Genomic DNA, 15,140 nt, shown 5'->3' on the forward strand with positions numbered 1-15,140 from the left:
GGTGAGCGCCCATGAGCGCAGTCGCGACCGCCGCGCCGCTCCTGGTCTACTTCTCGAGCGTCTCGGGCAACACTGCGCGATTCATCGAGAAGCTCGGGCTCCCCGCCCGCCGCATCCCGCTGCATCGCAACGATGAGCCAGTCGTCATCGACGAGCCGTACGTGCTGGTCACCCCCACCTACGGAGGCGGCCAGGGGCGCGGTGAGGAGAAGGGCGCGGTTCCCAAGCAGGTCATCCGGTTCCTCAACGACGAGCACAACCGAAGCCTGATCCGCGGAGTCATCTCCGCGGGAAACACCAACTTCGGCGAGTCCTTCTGCCTCGCCGGAGAGATCGTGAGCCGCAAGTGCAAGGTGCCGCACTTGTACCGGCTGGAAGTATTCGGCACACCGGATGATGTTGATCGCGTGAGCGACGGATTGGAACGATGGTGGACACCGCAGTTGACGAGCAGACAGTGACCGAGCAGGTCGCGTTCAAGGTCAACCCCGCGTACGAGGGGCTGGACTATCACGCGCTGAACGCGATGCTGAACCTGTACGACGCGGACGGGAAGATCCAGTTCGACGCAGACAAGCGCGCCGCACGGGAGTACTTCCTGCAGCACGTGAACCAGAACACGGTGTTCTTCCACTCGCTCAAGGAGCGGCTGGACTACCTGGTCGAGAAGGAGTACTACGAGGGTGCTGTCCTCGACCAGTACTCCTTCGAGTTCATCCAGAAGATCAACGACTTCGCCTACTCGAAGAAGTTCCGCTTCGAGACCTTCCTCGGCGCGTTCAAGTACTACACCAGCTACACGCTGAAGACCTTCGATGGCAAGCGCTACCTGGAGCGCTTCGAGGATCGCGTCGTGATGACCGCCCTCGCGCTCGCCGAGGGCGACGAGCAGGTGGCGCTCGACCTGGTCGACGAGATCATCTCAGGCCGCTTCCAGCCGGCCACGCCCACCTTCCTCAACGCAGGCAAGGCGCAGCGTGGCGAACTCGTCAGCTGCTTCCTGCTGCGCATCGAAGACAACATGGAGTCGATCGCCCGCGGCATCAACTCCTCGCTGCAGCTGAGCAAGCGCGGCGGCGGCGTCGCCCTGCTGCTGAGCAACATCCGCGAGTCCGGTGCGCCGATCAAGCAGATCGAGAACCAGTCATCCGGCATCATCCCGGTGATGAAGCTGCTCGAAGACAGCTTCAGCTACGCCAACCAGCTCGGCGCCCGCCAGGGTGCCGGCGCGGTGTACCTCAACGCGCATCACCCCGACATCATGCGGTTCCTGGACACCAAGCGCGAGAACGCCGACGAGAAGATCCGTATCAAGACGCTCTCCCTCGGCGTCGTCGTGCCCGACATCACGTTCGAGCTGGCCAAGAACGGCGAGGACATGTACCTCTTCTCGCCGTACGACGTCGAGAAGGTCTACGGAGTGCCGTTCGGCGACATCTCTGTCACCGAGAAGTACCGCGAGATGGTCGACGACGCGCGCATCAAGAAGACCAAGATCAACGCGCGCGAGTTCTTCCAGACCATCGCCGAGATCCAGTTCGAGTCGGGCTACCCGTACATCATGTTCGAGGACACGGTGAACAAGGCCAACCCGATCAAGGGCCGCATCAACATGTCCAACCTGTGCAGCGAGATCCTGCAGGTGAACACACCCACCACGTACAACACCGACCTGTCGTACGACCAGATCGGCAAGGACATCTCCTGCAACCTCGGTTCGATGAACATCGCCCTGGCGATGGACGCCGACGACCTCGGAAAGACCGTCGAGACCGCCATCCGTGCCCTCACCGCGGTGAGCACACAGAGCCACATCAGCTCGGTGCGCTCCATCGAGGACGGCAACGACCGCTCGCACGCCATCGGACTGGGGCAGATGAACCTGCACGGCTACCTGGCCCGCGAGCACGTGTTCTACGGGTCGGAAGAGGGAATCGACTTCACGAACATCTACTTCTACACGGTGCTGTTCCACGCGCTGCGCGCCTCGAACCGGCTCGCGATCGAGCGTGGCGAGACCTTCGACGGCTTCGAGGACTCGACGTATGCGTCGGGGGCGTTCTTCGATAAGTACATCGAGAAGGCGTGGGTGCCTGAGACCGAGAAGGTCAAGGAGCTGTTCGCCGGCAAGCACATCCCGACCCAGGAGGACTGGGCCGAGCTGCGTGACAGCATCCAGAAGCACGGCATCTACAACCAGAACCTGCAGGCGGTGCCGCCGACCGGATCCATCTCCTACATCAACAACTCGACCTCGTCGATCCACCCGATCGCGTCGAAGATCGAGATCCGCAAGGAGGGCAAGCTCGGTCGTGTCTACTACCCGGCACCGTTCATGACGAACGACAACCTGGAGTACTACCAGGACGCGTACGAGATCGGCTACGAGAAGGTCATCGACACCTACGCCGCCGCCACGCAGCACGTCGACCAGGGCCTGTCGCTGACGCTGTTCTTCAAGGACACCGCCACCACCCGCGACATCAACAAGGCGCAGATCTACGCCTGGCGCAAGGGCATCAAGACGATCTACTACATCCGTCTGCGGCAGATGGCGCTCGAGGGGACCGACATGTCCGAGTGCGTCAGCTGCATGTTGTGATCGGCCTCTGGTCAGTACTGTCTAAGGGAAAAGGAAAACAAGGATGACTCCGTCTCCGAAACTGCAGCTGGTCAGTCACGTCGATGCGATCAACTGGAACCGCATCGAGGACGACAAGGATCTCGAGGTATGGAACCGTCTGACCGGCAACTTCTGGCTGCCCGAGAAGGTGCCGCTGTCGAATGACGTGCAGTCGTGGAACACGCTCACCGAGCAGGAGCAGCTGCTCACGATGCGCGTGTTCACCGGCCTGACCCTGCTCGACACGATCCAGGGCACGGTCGGCGCGGTCTCGCTGATCCCGGATGCGGTCACCCCGCACGAGGAGGCGGTGTACACCAACATCGCCTTCATGGAGTCGGTGCATGCCAAGAGCTACTCCTCGATCTTCTCGACGCTCGCGTCGACGAAGGAGATCGACGAGGCCTTCCGCTGGTCGACGGAGAACCAGAATCTGCAGAAGAAGGCGCAGATCATCCTCGACTACTACCGCGGCGACGACCCGCTCAAGCGCAAGGTGGCCTCCACGCTGCTGGAGTCATTCCTGTTCTACTCGGGCTTCTACCTGCCGATGTACTTCTCGGCACACGCCAAGCTGACCAACACCGCCGACCTGATCCGCCTGATCATCCGCGACGAGGCCGTGCACGGCTACTACATCGGCTACAAGTACCAGCGCGGTCTCGAGACCGAGACGCCGGAGCGTCGCGAGGAGCTGAAGGACTACACCTTCTCGCTGCTGTACGAGCTCTACGACAACGAGGTGCAGTACACGCAGGACCTCTACGACAGCGTCGGCCTGACCGAGGACGTGAAGAAGTTCCTGCACTACAACGCCAACAAGGCCCTGATGAACCTGGGCTACGAGGCGATGTTCCCCTCGACCGTCACGAACGTGAACCCGGCGATCCTCTCGGCCCTCTCGCCCAACGCCGACGAGAACCACGACTTCTTCTCTGGGTCGGGCTCCTCGTACGTGATCGGCAAGGCCGAGGCCACCGAGGACGACGACTGGGACTTCTAGAAGTTTTCTGAGAAGCCTCGGCTGAAAAGCCTGGTCAACGGCCCGGATCCGCGAAATCTCGCGGGTTCGGGCCGTTTTTATGCCCTCTGTTCGACGACAGAGGAGAACAGAGATGACCAGGAATGTCCGTTCGGAGTGGCACGTGGATGGCACGCGCACACCTTCCCCATGGAAGCGAGGAGGCCAGCCACCCGAAATTTGGGGTTGGCACACCGCCGAGGCCGTGCCACTTCGTGCCATAGGAAGCTCGGGTGATGCCCCACGATCCGCGGAAACACGCGGGTTTCGGTGTTCACGCGGATCTAGTGGCACGGAGTGGCACGAGGGTCCAACCGCGTCCATCCGAGTACACGGGAGGGCATCATGAGCGGGACGAAACGCGAGGCATGGGGCAGCTTGCGCAAGCTCCCGTCGGGTCGCTGGCAGGCCCGCTATCCCGCGCCAGATGGCGAGATGTACCCGGCGCGAACCGAGGACGACAAGGCGCTGACGTTCGTCACGAAGACCGATGCGCGAAAGTGGCTCGCGTCGATGCACTCGAAGATCTCTCTCGGCCTGTGGGAGCCGCCAGAAGTCATTGCGGAGCGACGCCGCGCCGAGACTGCCGCTGAGCAGTCGCGATCCATGGGTTTCGAGGAGTACTCGAAGCGCTGGTTGCAGATGATCAAGACCGAGCCGAACCGAAGCGGCAAGATACGTGCCGTCGGCACTGTCCGCTCCTATCAGGGCAAGGTCTCGGGCTATCTCGTTCCTGAGTTCGGAGACACTCCAATGCGGGACATCGACATCGACCGCATCCGCGTGATGACAGACCGACTCGACAGAATCCCGGCTCCGCTGAACCCGAGATCGAAATTCAATGGGATCACTCGGCCCGTGCTGATCGTGCTCATGATGATCCTGCGCCAAGCGGCCCGCGACGGCATCATTCCTTCGGCGCCAAGCGTCTCGATTCCCCGCCAGGAATCGGTTCGCCATGATGCCGACCATGATGAGAGCGAGGACATCATCACACCGAAACAGGTGGAGGCCCTGTATCAAGCGGTTCCGGATCAGTGGGCGATCATGGTGCAGCTCGCCGCCTGGTGTCAGTTGCGACGTGGGGAATGCCTGGGGTTGCAACGGCGTGATGCCGAATGGCACGACGACGGCAGTGCGACTCTGCACGTGCGACGTCAGCTGAACGCCAACACCGGCGACTACACCGACCTGAAGAGCGAAGCAGGCAAGCGGTCGCTGAGCATCCCGAAGCTCATGACCGATCGACTGAAGCAGCACCTCAAAGACCACGTCGCAACCGAAGACAAGGCTCCGCTTATCCCGGCAAGCATTCGCGGCAGCATGCCGCTCTCGAATACCCGCTGGGGCTACATCTGGGCCGACGTACGCGACAGCGTTGACGGGCTGCCGCACCGCTTCCGCTTCCATGACCTGCGTCACACGGGGCTGACGATCTTCGCTCAGGAAGGCGCGACGCTTGCCGAGCTGATGCGGCGCGGAGGGCATGCCGACATCCACATCGTGCTGCGATACCAGCACGCCACGATGAATCGCGATCGAGAGCTGGCGGATCGGATGAGCGCACGCGTCGCAGCGACCCTCGACCCGAGCCTCGCCCGGAAGAAGAACACAGGGGAGGAGTCGTAAGCGGACAGCCGCGGACACCTGTGAGGTAACACCAATCCATTCACAGGAAGGCACTGCCATGAACTCTCGAACTCGCAGCGAAGAGCACGAACCCGACTTGGTCTCACTGGCCGTCGCGGCCGAAAGCCTGGGCGTCTCAGTCAAGACGATCCGGCGTCGAATCTCCGACGGCACGGTTCGCGGATACCGAGTCGGGCGCCTCATTAGGGTTGACATGGAGGAACTGCGCAGGAGTCTCGTCGTGGAGATCCCAACGATGAGATAGCGGTTACAGCGCGCGGTTGGTCGGCAGGACGGCACGCGACGCCCCCAGGTGGATGACGCTCCTCTTGGGGGCGTTCGTGCTGTCAAGCATCCGCGTGACGTCCGATGCGTTGAGGACGACGCACGCGCTCCCGTCCTGAAGCAGGTGATTCGTACCGGCGCTGGCGGCGGAGGTAACGGGACCGGGGACAGCGCCAACGATGCGACCCAAGTGCTCAGCCTCCCGAGCTGTGTGCAATGTTCCAGACCGAAACCCTGCTTCAACGACGATGGTGGCGCCAGAGAGCGCTGCGAGGATACGCGACCGATCCAGAAAACGTTGGCGGGTCGGGCTAACACCGGGCGGTAGCTCGGAGAGCACCAGCCCTTGGCGTGACACGCTCCCAATGAGGTCTGCGTGACCTGCTGGATAGGGGCGGTCGACGCCTGAGGCAAGCACCGCGATCGTGTTGCCGCTCTCGATGAGCGCACACCTGTGCACGGAGCCTTCGATACCGTAGGCAGCACCGGCGACGAGGGTCTTGCCGTTCCGGGCCAGCTCGCTGGAGATGTCCTCGGCAACGTGCACGCCGTAGGCGGTCGCCGCCCGGGCGCCAGTGATCGTGATCAGCTGGGAGGGCTGCGCGACGAGAAGCTCTGCACGTCCCGCAGCCCAGAGCGCGTACGGGGCTCGCTCGCGGAGATCGTTGAGGGCGGCGGGCCACTCTGAGTCCTCGGGTACAAGCACCCGATAGTCGTTCTCAGTTAGCAACCGCGAGGCCACCTGATCGGGATTCGCGCGTGATTGCAATCGATCTCGCCAGATTGCCGCCTCGACTCGATCCATCCCGGGAATCGCGGTGGTGCGCTCGATCAGAGCGATCAGCTCCACCCCACCGACTCGCTCAAGGAGTGCGCCCGTTGTGGCGTCGTTCGGAGTGCCGATCAATGACAGCACTTGGCGGGCAGTTCGCTCATCTTTAGTGAGGTTTGAGAGTGTGGGCATGATGGCCTCCTTCGAGGTGAGATCTCACTCAGAAGGTGTGCGCATGCTGCCCTTTTCGACTCGTGCGGGGTAGGCGTACCCTGGGAGACGAAGCAGGTTCTCAACTCTGCGGGCCCTTCGGGGCGGCCCTCTCGGGCGCTCGATTCACATGCTGCTTCCTCGGCGGAGATCGACGTGTGACGAGAGGCCCCATCATGATCCGTTTGATATTGACGGTCAGCAGCTTCATCTATGCAGTCCTGCAGCGATACGCACCCACGAACATTGTGCTGGGCCGGATCCGGCGACGCCGTGGCCTGAAATGGGGCGTTCCCGCGATGCTCTTGGCTGCGCCGTACATCGTGCTCGCGTATTGGTGCTCATCTGCGATCGGCGATGGCGCCCCAGGTTGGCTCAACCTCGTCATCCTGTTGTGCCTATGGAACGCGTTGAGGTTCGTCGCGATCGGCCCGATCTCCGTGGCACTTCTGATTCGTGTGCGACACAACGAAGCGGTGGCCCTTCGCGAACAAGCGCGTCACGAACGTCACGAGGAACTCGTCAGCACGTGAAGGCTGAACTACTCCTGACCAGACACCTCCCCGGGCCGATCGTCGATGCTTGCGTAGAACGCATCCTCTGCGGCCCTGCGCGCCTCAACCTGTTCGAGCACGAACTGTACGAAATCAGCATCCCGATCCATGATGGCCTGCTCCACGATGTCGACGGTGCGTTCCTCGCCAGGCCAGACGGTTTGCCGCGTCGGGCGATCCCGGTCAAGTCGTGTGCCACTTGCCGTCACCCAGTCACGCAGACGCTGACGGGCCTCGGCGAAGTCGCGATGCCACCCGAACGGTGCTGAGCCGTCTTGGTTGGCGTCGTAGGCGCTCAACCAATGCAGGTGGAGTGCGGAAAGCTCCCAGAGCAACTCGGGGTGACGATGCCAGATCGGCGGAATCACCGCGGCGGGTAGGCCGTATTCCATGCGGAGCCAGTTCACCCAGCGATTGAGTTCGAGGAGTTCTTCTTCGAGATCTTGCGATGTGAGGAGATTCCAATTGATGGGATGCGGTGGCTCTGCGACGAGATCCGGCTCAAACTGCTCAGCCTGGATCTTCTCGTTGCCCTCGCCGGGGACGTTGTGCTCGTTCATGTGCTGCTCCGATCCGGCTCAGTACCCGAGAGACGGAGCACCGTTTACGGCCCCAGAGGCTCGGGGTGCGAATGCGCGGCGCTGCTCTTTGTCGGCGCTGCTCCGCGAGGCGGTCTTGCGGGCGGAGCGGTCGACTTCGTACCGGGTGCGGGCCGCGTCGTGGCCGATGCGCTTTGCGACGAACTCCTCGCTCTCGACGCTTTGACCCTCACGCTCGTAGCTCACGGGTCGCTGGTATCCCTCGGCAATGAAGTTGTCGCCTTTGGCGAATCGTTCTGAAGCGCGTTCGGCGGAACGCCCGAACATGACGAGGTGGTGGAAGCTCGACTCCAGTTGCGTGAAGCTGCCGTCTTCCTCGCGGCGGAAGTGCTCCTGCCCGAATCGGAAGTAGAGGCGCGGGTTTCCGTTAGCCGAGACGGTCAGCTGCGGTTCTGAGGTGACGAACCCCGAGACGGATTCCTGTGTGTGGATCGACATGATGTTCTTCCTGTCTGGTCAGGCGGCCGCCTTTGTTCAGCAGCTGCGACAGGTAGGTGCGCGACCGTCACCTGTGCTTGCTAATACTTGGGGTGCCGCAGCAGAGCCTCCGTCGCCGAACGATCGAGGCGGAGCTTCTCTCCGTCAGCACGTTTCGGCCACGGATGTAGATCGGTGATGATCGGTGGCGTCGATCGGAGCAGGATCACTCCGGTCCCGAACGGGAGAGTTCGGATCCGATCCGGGGGCATGATGGGGACTCTGCGGACGGAGCGCTGATTGGAGCGTGAGCCGTAGTCGCCGAACGTGACTGAGTCAGTGAACTCGTCTCGCTCACCGATGAGGGTAGACAAATCTTGGAGGTCGCGAGAGTTCGATGCACCGCCGAGGATGATCTTCGCGATGCTTGCGTCCCAGATCGCAGCGGCCTGGTTCTCTGACCACTTGTCGCGTGCTTGAGCGAGCGATTGGAGCACCGGCATCGTCGTGATGCCCGTGCCGCCACCCTCGGCCATGAGGGTTGGCAGTGAAGGGAGCGGGGCGAGGTTCCCGATCTCATCGAGCGCGAGCAGTAGCGGTGGATCCAGCCTCGCGCCGGGTGATCGTGCGGCCATGCGGCGCGCGGTTTCGACGAGATCTTCGACGAAGGCAGCGACCAGTGCGGCGCTGTTTCCGGCACCAGCCCCAGTCGCGAGCAGGTACAACGTGCCCCGGCTGCGAATGAACTGCTCCGGGTCGAAGTGCTCGCCCTCAGTGGGGCTTACCGCGTCCAACACCCTGGGGTCGGCGAGTGACGCCAGTGCGAGCGACACTCCCTGCCAGATACTGTCGCGAGTGCGCGGGTCAGCGTCGAGCATCGCTTCCAACGATTCGGCCCATCCCGTTGCAGCGAGGGGCGAGCCGGTGAGGATCGCAACAGCCTCGGCAGCGGCCGCAGGGTCGAGCGTCCACCGGAAGAGTTCCGCCGGGGTCCTGTGATCAAGAGCGGCAGCGTGGAGGAGAGCTTGCAGCGCGACCCGAGTCTTGCCCTCCCAGAAGCCGCCGCCTTCGACGCCACCCGAGGATAGCTCGGTGGCCGCTGCGAGACCGGTCGCCCGGATCATCGCGGTGAGCGGATCTTCGCAGCCTCGGATCGGCGACCATCGCAACCCGGCGGGAATGCCTTCGGCCAGGTGCTGCGGATCGAACACCGCGACGGGGCCAAGTCGCTCTCGCGCCTTGAGCGTCACCGTAAGGTTGTCGGGCCGAGTGGACGTTGTGACGACTGCGCCTGGCGCGTCAAGGATCGCCGGAATCACGATATGCAGCCCCTTACCTGAGCGCGGCGGACCGATCAACAGGATCGAATCTTCGACGCTCGCCCAGATCTGCTTGCCGTGCGAGCGGCCAAGCAAGAAGCCCACATCTTCCGGCTTCGGGTGCTCAAGCGAAGGACGCAGCGTCGCAGCACGACGAAGGAGCGCCTTCGAGGAGGCGCTGGATGCGACGTCGTGCCTGCTCGCGGTCCCTTGAAGCTTGCGGGGGTCGGAAGTGGCGGCCCGAGTATGGCGTCGTATCCGAGCCCAGACCCACATAATCGCGGTGGTGAGCAAACCGAGAAGAAGGGACGCTACGACCCAGTAGACAGCTGAATTGAGGCCGGGTGCCCCGAGAACAGCGGCGGGATCAGCAGGGGCAAAGATCACGTTGACGCCACCGGCGAAACCGACCGCCGGTTGTTCAGCACCAGTCAGAAAGGCTGCGATCGAACCGGCCCCGCGGAGCACGGCAGCGATACCGAAAAGTGCGAAGAGGCCAATCATGAGGGCGTTGGTCAGCTCATCCCCAAGACCGCGGCTATAAGACTGGGCGCTGGTCATGCTGGCAACCGCTCAGTGACGATGACGCCAGACACGCGCCCGATCAGCAGGAACTCTGCGTTCCCATCCGCAACCTGACTGAGATCGATAACTGCACGAGCTGTGCCGTCAGCGGCACCTTCCGCGCTGGAGACCGAGAGCGCGACCGTCACGTCTTCGCCGGGAATGAAACCGGAACCACGGACCTCGATCAGCTGATGCGTTGGTCGATGACGCGCTCGCCGCGTGGCATCGGGTACCGGAGGCTCTGCTGCCATGCGCTCGCGCCGCGTGGCGTGGACAATGTCGGTGAACACGGAGCCGTCGTACTCCCGCACCTCGACACGAACGGTTCGCTTGCGGTGCGCGGAGAGCGCATCGAGCAGCTCGCCAAACCGAGCCCTGCTCCATTCAATGTCCGGCGTCGGCGGCAAGAATTCGTGCCCGTCGTAGGTGACATGCATCGCACCCCGCTCATCGACGAGGATGCTGGCGATCGGAAGGTTGACAGGCGTCTCGAACTGGACTTCACCTGGGCTGCGACTATTCATGTTGCACAGGTGCGCGAGCCCCTGCGACACCCGTCGCGCCCCAGGCGTCAGCGTTTACGTAAACAATCTCGCTTTCCGCAGGAGCGCTGCACCCGGCAGGACTTTCGGCCAGCTACCCGTAAATTCGTGTGGTGAAACACAGTCGACGCGGCTATGCCATCGCAGGCTTCGTTCGTGCTGCGCGGAGTCCATTGAGGATGACGATGACCTCGGCGATCTCGTGTACGAGAACCACGGCGGCAAGCCCAAGTACGCCGAACATGGCAAGGGGTAGGAGCACGACGATAATCAGGAGCGACAGGATGATGTTCTGGTTGATGATGCGCCGCCCGCGGCGGGCGTGTTCGATTGCGCGGGGGATGAGGCGGAGGTCATGGCCGGTGAACGCGATGTCGGCGGATTCGATCGCGGCATCCGAGCCGGTCGCACCCATCGCGATGCCGATGTCGGCAGCGGCTAGGGCGGGGGCATCGTTGATGCCGTCGCCGATCATCGCGACCGGCCCCGCCTGGGAGAGTTCGCTGATCGCTGTCGCCTTGTCTTCGGGGCGGAGTTCGGCGCGCACGTCGTCGATCCCTGCCTGCGCGGCGAGAGCCCTCGCGGTGCGGGCGTTGTCGCCGGTCAGCATGGTGACACCGATGCCCTGACGAGTGAGCGTGCGGATGACCTCGGGAACTTCTGGGCGCAGCTCGTCACGGACACCGATCGCGGCGACCGGCGTGCCGTCACGATGCAAGATCACGACCGTCATGCCCTGCTCCTCCAAACCCGCGACCTGGCCCCCGAGGGTGCCCGGGTCGAGCCAGCGCGGACTGCCCACGGTGATTCTCGATCCGTCGACGTTTCCCTCGATGCCATGCCCCGCCTGCTCGTTCACATCGACGGCGGCGCTGGCTTCGGGCGCTGTCGCGGTGATCGCCGCGGCCAGGGGTGGGTGCTGTGGTGCTCTAGATGTGATGTCCAGGGACGTTGTTCTGGCCCCCGCCCGTAATGACACCGTGCCGATTCAAGAAGTATCTGTCCAGACCGCTTGCCATTGAAGGCATGTTAGAGTTTGGGGCATGTCGAGTCCCGAATCAGACAGGTCAGGGGTTGTCGGTCACACCGCCAGCCCCTTGAACCACTAGTTACGACGCCCACGATCTGTGTGGGCGTATGTCTGGCGTACCCGGGGCGCTGGCCGTGGTGACAAGAAGAACCATTTCTTGATCTCACACCTCGGAGTACTCGATGCCTTTTGCCCTCTACATGCTTGCCCTGGCGGTCTTCGTCATGGGCACTTCAGAATTCATGCTCGCGGGATTGCTCCCCGCGATCGCGACCGAACTTGACGTCTCGGTCGGCACTGCGGGCCTGCTGACCTCCGCATTCGCAGTCGGTATGGTCGTCGGCGCGCCAGTGATGGCGGCATTCGCTCGCCGTTGGCCACCGCGGCTCACATTGATCGTTTGCCTTCTCGTGTTCGCGGGAAGCCACGTCATCGGAGCGATGACACCAGTGTTCTCTCTCCTGCTCATCACCCGGGTGCTCAGCGCTCTCGCAAACGCAGGATTCCTCGCCGTAGCACTGAGCACGGCCACTACCCTCGTGCCAGCGAACCAGAAGGGGCGTGCACTGTCGATCCTGCTCTCCGGCACGACGATCGCAACCGTCGTGGGCGTCCCCGCCGGGGCACTGCTCGGCACAGCGCTGGGCTGGCGAACGACGTTCTGGGCGATCGCCATCCTCTGTATTCCCGCGGCCGTTGGAGTCATTCGTGGCGTCACGAACAATGTTGGTCGGAGCGAGACTAGCGCGACCTCACCAAGGCTCCGTGTCGAGCTCAGCCAGTTGGCGACGCCGCGGCTCATCCTGGCCATGGCACTCGGAGCGCTGATCAACGGAGGGACCTTTGCGGCATTCACCTTCCTGGCACCCATCGTGACCGAGACCGCGGGCTTGGCCGAAGCGTGGGTGTCCGTCGCGCTGGTGATGTTCGGCATCGGATCGTTCCTTGGCGTCACGATCGCAGGACGACTATCAGATCAACGACCTGGCCTCGTGCTCGCAGTCGGCGGACCGCTATTGCTGACAGGCTGGATCGTGTTGGCAGTGGTCGCATCTCATCCCGTTGCGCTTATCGTCCTCGTCCTCGTTCAGGGATTCCTGTCGTTCGGCGTCGGCAGTACTCTGATCACGCGTGTGCTGTATGCAGCATCGGGTGCGCCAACGATGGGCGGTTCGTACGCAACCGCAGCATTGAATATCGGAGCTGCAGCGGGGCCCGTGCTTGGTGCGCTCGGGCTCGCGACCGGGCTGGGGCTGCTCGCGCCGGTTTGGGTCGCTTCGGTGCTGACAGCGATCGCTCTCGTCATCATGCTTCTCACCAGACGCGCGCTTACGAAGACCGCGGCGGAGGCCAATTGATGACCCATCCGAACGCTCTTCTCACTCCTCGTGCCCGTCTCCGGTTAGCTCGGCTGATTGTCGAAGACGGCTATCCGGCCACGATCGCCGCAAAGATGTTCATGGTCTCCCCGATCACTGCCCGGAAATGGGCAGGCCGCTACCGGGAAGAGGGTGAGTTTGGGATGCAGGATCGCTCCAGCAAGCCGCACCGGATCCCAGGCAGGACGCCCGAGCATGTCAAGAAGAAGATCATCAACCTGCGCTGGCGGCTTCGACTGGGGCCAGCCCAGATCGCTGCGCGACTTGGTCTCTCGACGTCGACTGTTCACGCGGTCCTCGTCCGTTGCCGCGTGAACCGCCTCTCGCATATCGATCGTGTCACTGGCGAGCCATTGCGGCGATATGAGCATCCTCATCCGGGATCGTTGATTCATGTCGATGTCACGAAGTTCGGCAACATCCCCGACGGCGGTGGACATCGTTACGTAGGTCGGCAGCAAGGCGCACGGAACAAGCTCGCGACTCCGGGATTACCACGAGGAAAAGATCACAAGCCGCGCACCGGGACGGCGTTCGTTCACACAGTCATCGACGACCACTCCCGCGTCGCATACGCAGAAATCTGGTCGGATGAGCAGGCGAGCACAGCGGTGGGAGTTCTCGAACGCGCCGTGGCCTGGTTCGCCGAACGAGGCGTGACCGTCGAGCGAGTCCTATCCGACAACGGGTCGGCATACAGATCCCACGCATGGAGGGACTTCTGCGCTCGGCTCGGCATCCGACACAAGCGGACACGCCCCTACCGGCCGCAGACGAACGGGAAGATCGAGCGATTCCACCGCACGCTCGGGGACGGCTGGGCCTATGCCAGGTTTTACGGTTCAGAGGCCGAACGACGCCTGGCGCTGCCCGGCTGGCTCCACTTCTACAACCACCACCGACACCACTCTGCGATTGGCGGCGTACCCTTCGACCGACTCAACAACGTCCCTGGACATCACATCTAGAGCAGCCGCCCACTCCAGAGCCTGAGTTTCGGTGACGCCGTCTGCGGTAAGCACCGCGGTCACGGCGGGTTCGTTTCGGGTAAGTGTGCCGGTCTTGTCGACAGCGATGTGGCGGATCGTGCCGAACCGTTCGAATGCGGCGCCGGATTTGATGATCACACCGAACTTGCTCGCCGAACCGATCGCAGCAACCACCGTCAGTGGCACAGAGATCGCCAGCGCGCACGGTGACGCTGCCACGAGCACGACGAGGGCACGGGTGATCCAGAGTTCCGGGTCGCCGAACAGTGAACCGATAAGCGCAACCAACGCGGCGAGAACTAGGGCGTGTCTGACAATTGCTGGGTCCAGGCGATGACGGCGTTGAGGACGACTGCGGCGCGGTAGACGATGGCGTGCTTGTCGTAGCGGGTGGCAAGTCCGCGCCATTGCTTCATGCGGCAGTAGTTGCGTTCGATCACGTTCCGGTGGCGGTAGTCCGCGTCATCAAGGCCGACAGGCCGGCCGCCACGTGAGCCGCGTCGCTGGCGGTGGCCTTTCTGGTCGTCGGGTTCGGGGATCACGGCTCTGATTCCGCGGGTGCGGAGGTGACCGCGGATCGCGCGCGAGGAGTATGCCTTGTCGCCGCGGACGGCGTCCGGTCGGGTGCGTGGCCTACCGCGATCTCGTTCGACCCGCAGTTGCGCCATCAGCGGCAGGAACATCGGTGAGTCCCCGGCCTGTCCCGGCGTGATCAAGGTCACCAGCGGGAGTCCGTTGCCGTCGACGAGTTGATGGATCTTCGTAGAGAGGCCGCCGCGGGAGCGGCCGATGCCGTGATCAGGCGGCTCGAGCCTCGGATTCGTGTAATTTGATCCAGCCCCTGTGAGGCGGGTGGTGTTCGTAGCGTGCTGGTGCGTGCGGGCGATCGTGGAATCTACCGATATCGACCAGTCCACCATCCCGGCGGCATCCGCCGCAGCGATGACCTTCGCCAGCACCCGATCCCAGATGCCCTCCGTCGCCATCCGATGGTGCCAGGTCCAGACCGTCTGCCAGGGCCCGAACACCGCCGGGAGATCCCGCCACGCGATCCCCGTTCGATACCGGTACACGATGCCTTCGACCATGAGCCGCGCATCCGCGAACGGCCTACCCTTACGCCCCGTCGGACGCGGCAGCATCCCCTCAATCAACGACCACTGAGCATCCGAGAGCTTCTGAAACCGCGACACGTGTCAAGTGT

At 63.2% G+C, this 15,140-nt stretch carries 15 protein-coding genes and 3 pseudogenes; 10 read left to right on the top strand and 8 right to left on the bottom strand.

The genetic code is table 11. The features are described from left to right. Window positions 1-11 precede the first annotated feature (11 nt). From nrdI to QUE33_RS01055, 6 genes and pseudogenes are all read left to right on the top strand, one after another. Window positions 12-461, top strand: coding sequence for a class Ib ribonucleoside-diphosphate reductase assembly flavoprotein NrdI (gene nrdI / locus QUE33_RS01035; RefSeq protein ID WP_286301402.1), 450 nt, complete (start codon window positions 12-14; stop codon window positions 459-461). Further along, window positions 428-2,602: a class 1b ribonucleoside-diphosphate reductase subunit alpha gene (gene nrdE, locus QUE33_RS01040; RefSeq protein ID WP_378762115.1), complete on the top strand. Its 2,175-nt coding sequence runs from the start codon at window positions 428-430 to the stop codon at window positions 2,600-2,602. The genes nrdI and nrdE overlap by 34 nt, the downstream gene beginning before the upstream one ends. Window positions 2,603-2,645: 43 nt before the next feature. Then, window positions 2,646-3,626 carry a class 1b ribonucleoside-diphosphate reductase subunit beta gene (gene nrdF, locus QUE33_RS01045; protein ID WP_286301404.1) on the top strand — a complete coding sequence of 327 codons (981 nt, stop codon included), beginning with the start codon at window positions 2,646-2,648 and terminating at the stop codon, window positions 3,624-3,626. Between the two features lie 363 nt (window positions 3,627-3,989). Beyond that, a pseudogene (locus tag QUE33_RS16435) lies at window positions 3,990-4,115 on the top strand (hypothetical protein); the annotation flags it as partial. Window positions 4,116-4,502: 387 nt separating this feature from the next. Continuing rightward, the gene (locus tag QUE33_RS01050) at window positions 4,503-5,273 is read left to right on the top strand and encodes a tyrosine-type recombinase/integrase (RefSeq protein WP_286301406.1); all 771 of its coding nucleotides are present in this window, start codon (window positions 4,503-4,505) and stop codon (window positions 5,271-5,273) included. Window positions 5,274-5,331: 58 nt separating this feature from the next. Continuing rightward, window positions 5,332-5,538 (top strand): helix-turn-helix domain-containing protein, encoded by a 207-nt coding sequence (locus QUE33_RS01055; protein WP_286301408.1) that lies wholly within the window; start codon window positions 5,332-5,334, stop codon window positions 5,536-5,538. A gap of 3 nt (window positions 5,539-5,541) precedes the next feature. Here the strand turns inward: QUE33_RS01055 and QUE33_RS01060 are convergent, their stop codons facing one another. Then, a complete protein-coding gene (locus QUE33_RS01060) occupies window positions 5,542-6,522 on the bottom strand; it encodes a DNA-processing protein DprA (RefSeq protein WP_286301409.1) in 981 nt (326 codons plus the stop codon). A 194-nt stretch (window positions 6,523-6,716) separates the two neighbouring features. Here QUE33_RS01060 and QUE33_RS01065 point away from each other — a divergent pair, with 194 nt between their 5' ends. Then, the gene (locus QUE33_RS01065; protein ID WP_286301411.1) at window positions 6,717-7,073 is read left to right on the top strand and encodes a sulfate permease; all 357 of its coding nucleotides are present in this window, start codon (window positions 6,717-6,719) and stop codon (window positions 7,071-7,073) included. Window positions 7,074-7,081: 8 nt separating this feature from the next. Here the strand turns inward: QUE33_RS01065 and QUE33_RS01070 are convergent, their stop codons facing one another. The 5 genes and pseudogenes from QUE33_RS01070 to QUE33_RS01090 all read right to left on the bottom strand — a co-directional run. Beyond that, window positions 7,082-7,654, bottom strand: a complete 573-nt coding sequence (locus tag QUE33_RS01070; RefSeq protein WP_286301413.1) for a hypothetical protein — start codon at window positions 7,652-7,654, stop codon at window positions 7,082-7,084. An 18-nt stretch (window positions 7,655-7,672) separates the two neighbouring features. Further along, window positions 7,673-8,131, bottom strand: coding sequence for a single-stranded DNA-binding protein (locus QUE33_RS01075; RefSeq protein ID WP_286301415.1), 459 nt, complete (start codon window positions 8,129-8,131; stop codon window positions 7,673-7,675). An 80-nt stretch (window positions 8,132-8,211) separates the two neighbouring features. Continuing rightward, window positions 8,212-9,990, bottom strand: a complete 1,779-nt coding sequence (locus QUE33_RS01080; RefSeq protein ID WP_286301416.1) for a type IV secretory system conjugative DNA transfer family protein — start codon at window positions 9,988-9,990, stop codon at window positions 8,212-8,214. Continuing rightward, window positions 9,987-10,550, bottom strand: coding sequence for a hypothetical protein (locus QUE33_RS01085; RefSeq protein ID WP_286301419.1), 564 nt, complete (start codon window positions 10,548-10,550; stop codon window positions 9,987-9,989). The genes QUE33_RS01080 and QUE33_RS01085 overlap by 4 nt, the downstream gene beginning before the upstream one ends. Before the next feature lie 121 nt (window positions 10,551-10,671). Further along, a pseudogene (locus QUE33_RS01090) lies at window positions 10,672-11,483 on the bottom strand (HAD-IC family P-type ATPase); the annotation flags it as partial. 192 nt (window positions 11,484-11,675) lie between these two features. Between QUE33_RS01090 and QUE33_RS15930 the strand changes: the two are divergent. Genes QUE33_RS15930 through QUE33_RS01100 form a run of 3 tightly spaced genes read left to right on the top strand, consistent with a single transcriptional unit; the run spans window position 11,676 to window position 13,915 of the window. Continuing rightward, window positions 11,676-11,729: a chloramphenicol resistance leader peptide gene (locus QUE33_RS15930; protein WP_011113070.1), complete on the top strand. Its 54-nt coding sequence runs from the start codon at window positions 11,676-11,678 to the stop codon at window positions 11,727-11,729. Window positions 11,730-11,750: 21 nt separating this feature from the next. Continuing rightward, entirely contained in the window at window positions 11,751-12,926 is a 1,176-nt protein-coding gene (gene cmx / locus QUE33_RS01095; RefSeq protein ID WP_005297378.1) for a chloramphenicol efflux MFS transporter Cmx, read from the top strand. Then, window positions 12,926-13,915 (top strand): IS481-like element IS5564 family transposase, encoded by a 990-nt coding sequence (locus QUE33_RS01100; protein WP_011273866.1) that lies wholly within the window; start codon window positions 12,926-12,928, stop codon window positions 13,913-13,915. The genes cmx and QUE33_RS01100 overlap by 1 nt, the downstream gene beginning before the upstream one ends. Here the strand turns inward: QUE33_RS01100 and QUE33_RS01105 are convergent. Further along, window positions 13,910-14,242, bottom strand: a pseudogene (locus tag QUE33_RS01105) (heavy metal translocating P-type ATPase); the annotation flags it as partial. The gene QUE33_RS01100 and the pseudogene QUE33_RS01105 sit on opposite strands and share 6 nt — an antisense overlap. Beyond that, window positions 14,236-15,129, bottom strand: a complete 894-nt coding sequence (locus tag QUE33_RS01110; RefSeq protein WP_286301426.1) for an IS5 family transposase — start codon at window positions 15,127-15,129, stop codon at window positions 14,236-14,238. The pseudogene QUE33_RS01105 and the gene QUE33_RS01110, both read right to left, overlap by 7 nt. Window positions 15,130-15,140: the final 11 nt, after the last annotated feature.

Origin of the sequence: Microbacterium suwonense, from assembly GCF_030296555.1 — a bacterium.
Lineage (GTDB): Bacteria > Actinomycetota > Actinomycetes > Actinomycetales > Microbacteriaceae > Microbacterium > Microbacterium suwonense.

Coding starts and splice junctions, on each gene's coding strand:
- nrdI (WP_286301402.1), top strand. CDS start 12: ATGAGCGCAGTCGCGACCGCCGCGCCGCTCCTGGTCTACTTCTCGAGC.
- nrdE (WP_378762115.1), top strand. CDS start 428: ATGGTGGACACCGCAGTTGACGAGCAGACAGTGACCGAGCAGGTCGCG.
- nrdF (WP_286301404.1), top strand. CDS start 2,646: ATGACTCCGTCTCCGAAACTGCAGCTGGTCAGTCACGTCGATGCGATC.
- QUE33_RS01055 (WP_286301408.1), top strand. CDS start 5,332: ATGAACTCTCGAACTCGCAGCGAAGAGCACGAACCCGACTTGGTCTCA.
- QUE33_RS01060 (WP_286301409.1), bottom strand. CDS start 6,522: ATGCCCACACTCTCAAACCTCACTAAAGATGAGCGAACTGCCCGCCAA.
- QUE33_RS01065 (WP_286301411.1), top strand. CDS start 6,717: ATGATCCGTTTGATATTGACGGTCAGCAGCTTCATCTATGCAGTCCTG.
- QUE33_RS01070 (WP_286301413.1), bottom strand. CDS start 7,654: ATGAACGAGCACAACGTCCCCGGCGAGGGCAACGAGAAGATCCAGGCT.
- QUE33_RS01075 (WP_286301415.1), bottom strand. CDS start 8,131: ATGTCGATCCACACACAGGAATCCGTCTCGGGGTTCGTCACCTCAGAA.
- QUE33_RS01080 (WP_286301416.1), bottom strand. CDS start 9,990: ATGACCAGCGCCCAGTCTTATAGCCGCGGTCTTGGGGATGAGCTGACC.
- cmx (WP_005297378.1), top strand. CDS start 11,751: ATGCCTTTTGCCCTCTACATGCTTGCCCTGGCGGTCTTCGTCATGGGC.
- QUE33_RS01100 (WP_011273866.1), top strand. CDS start 12,926: ATGACCCATCCGAACGCTCTTCTCACTCCTCGTGCCCGTCTCCGGTTA.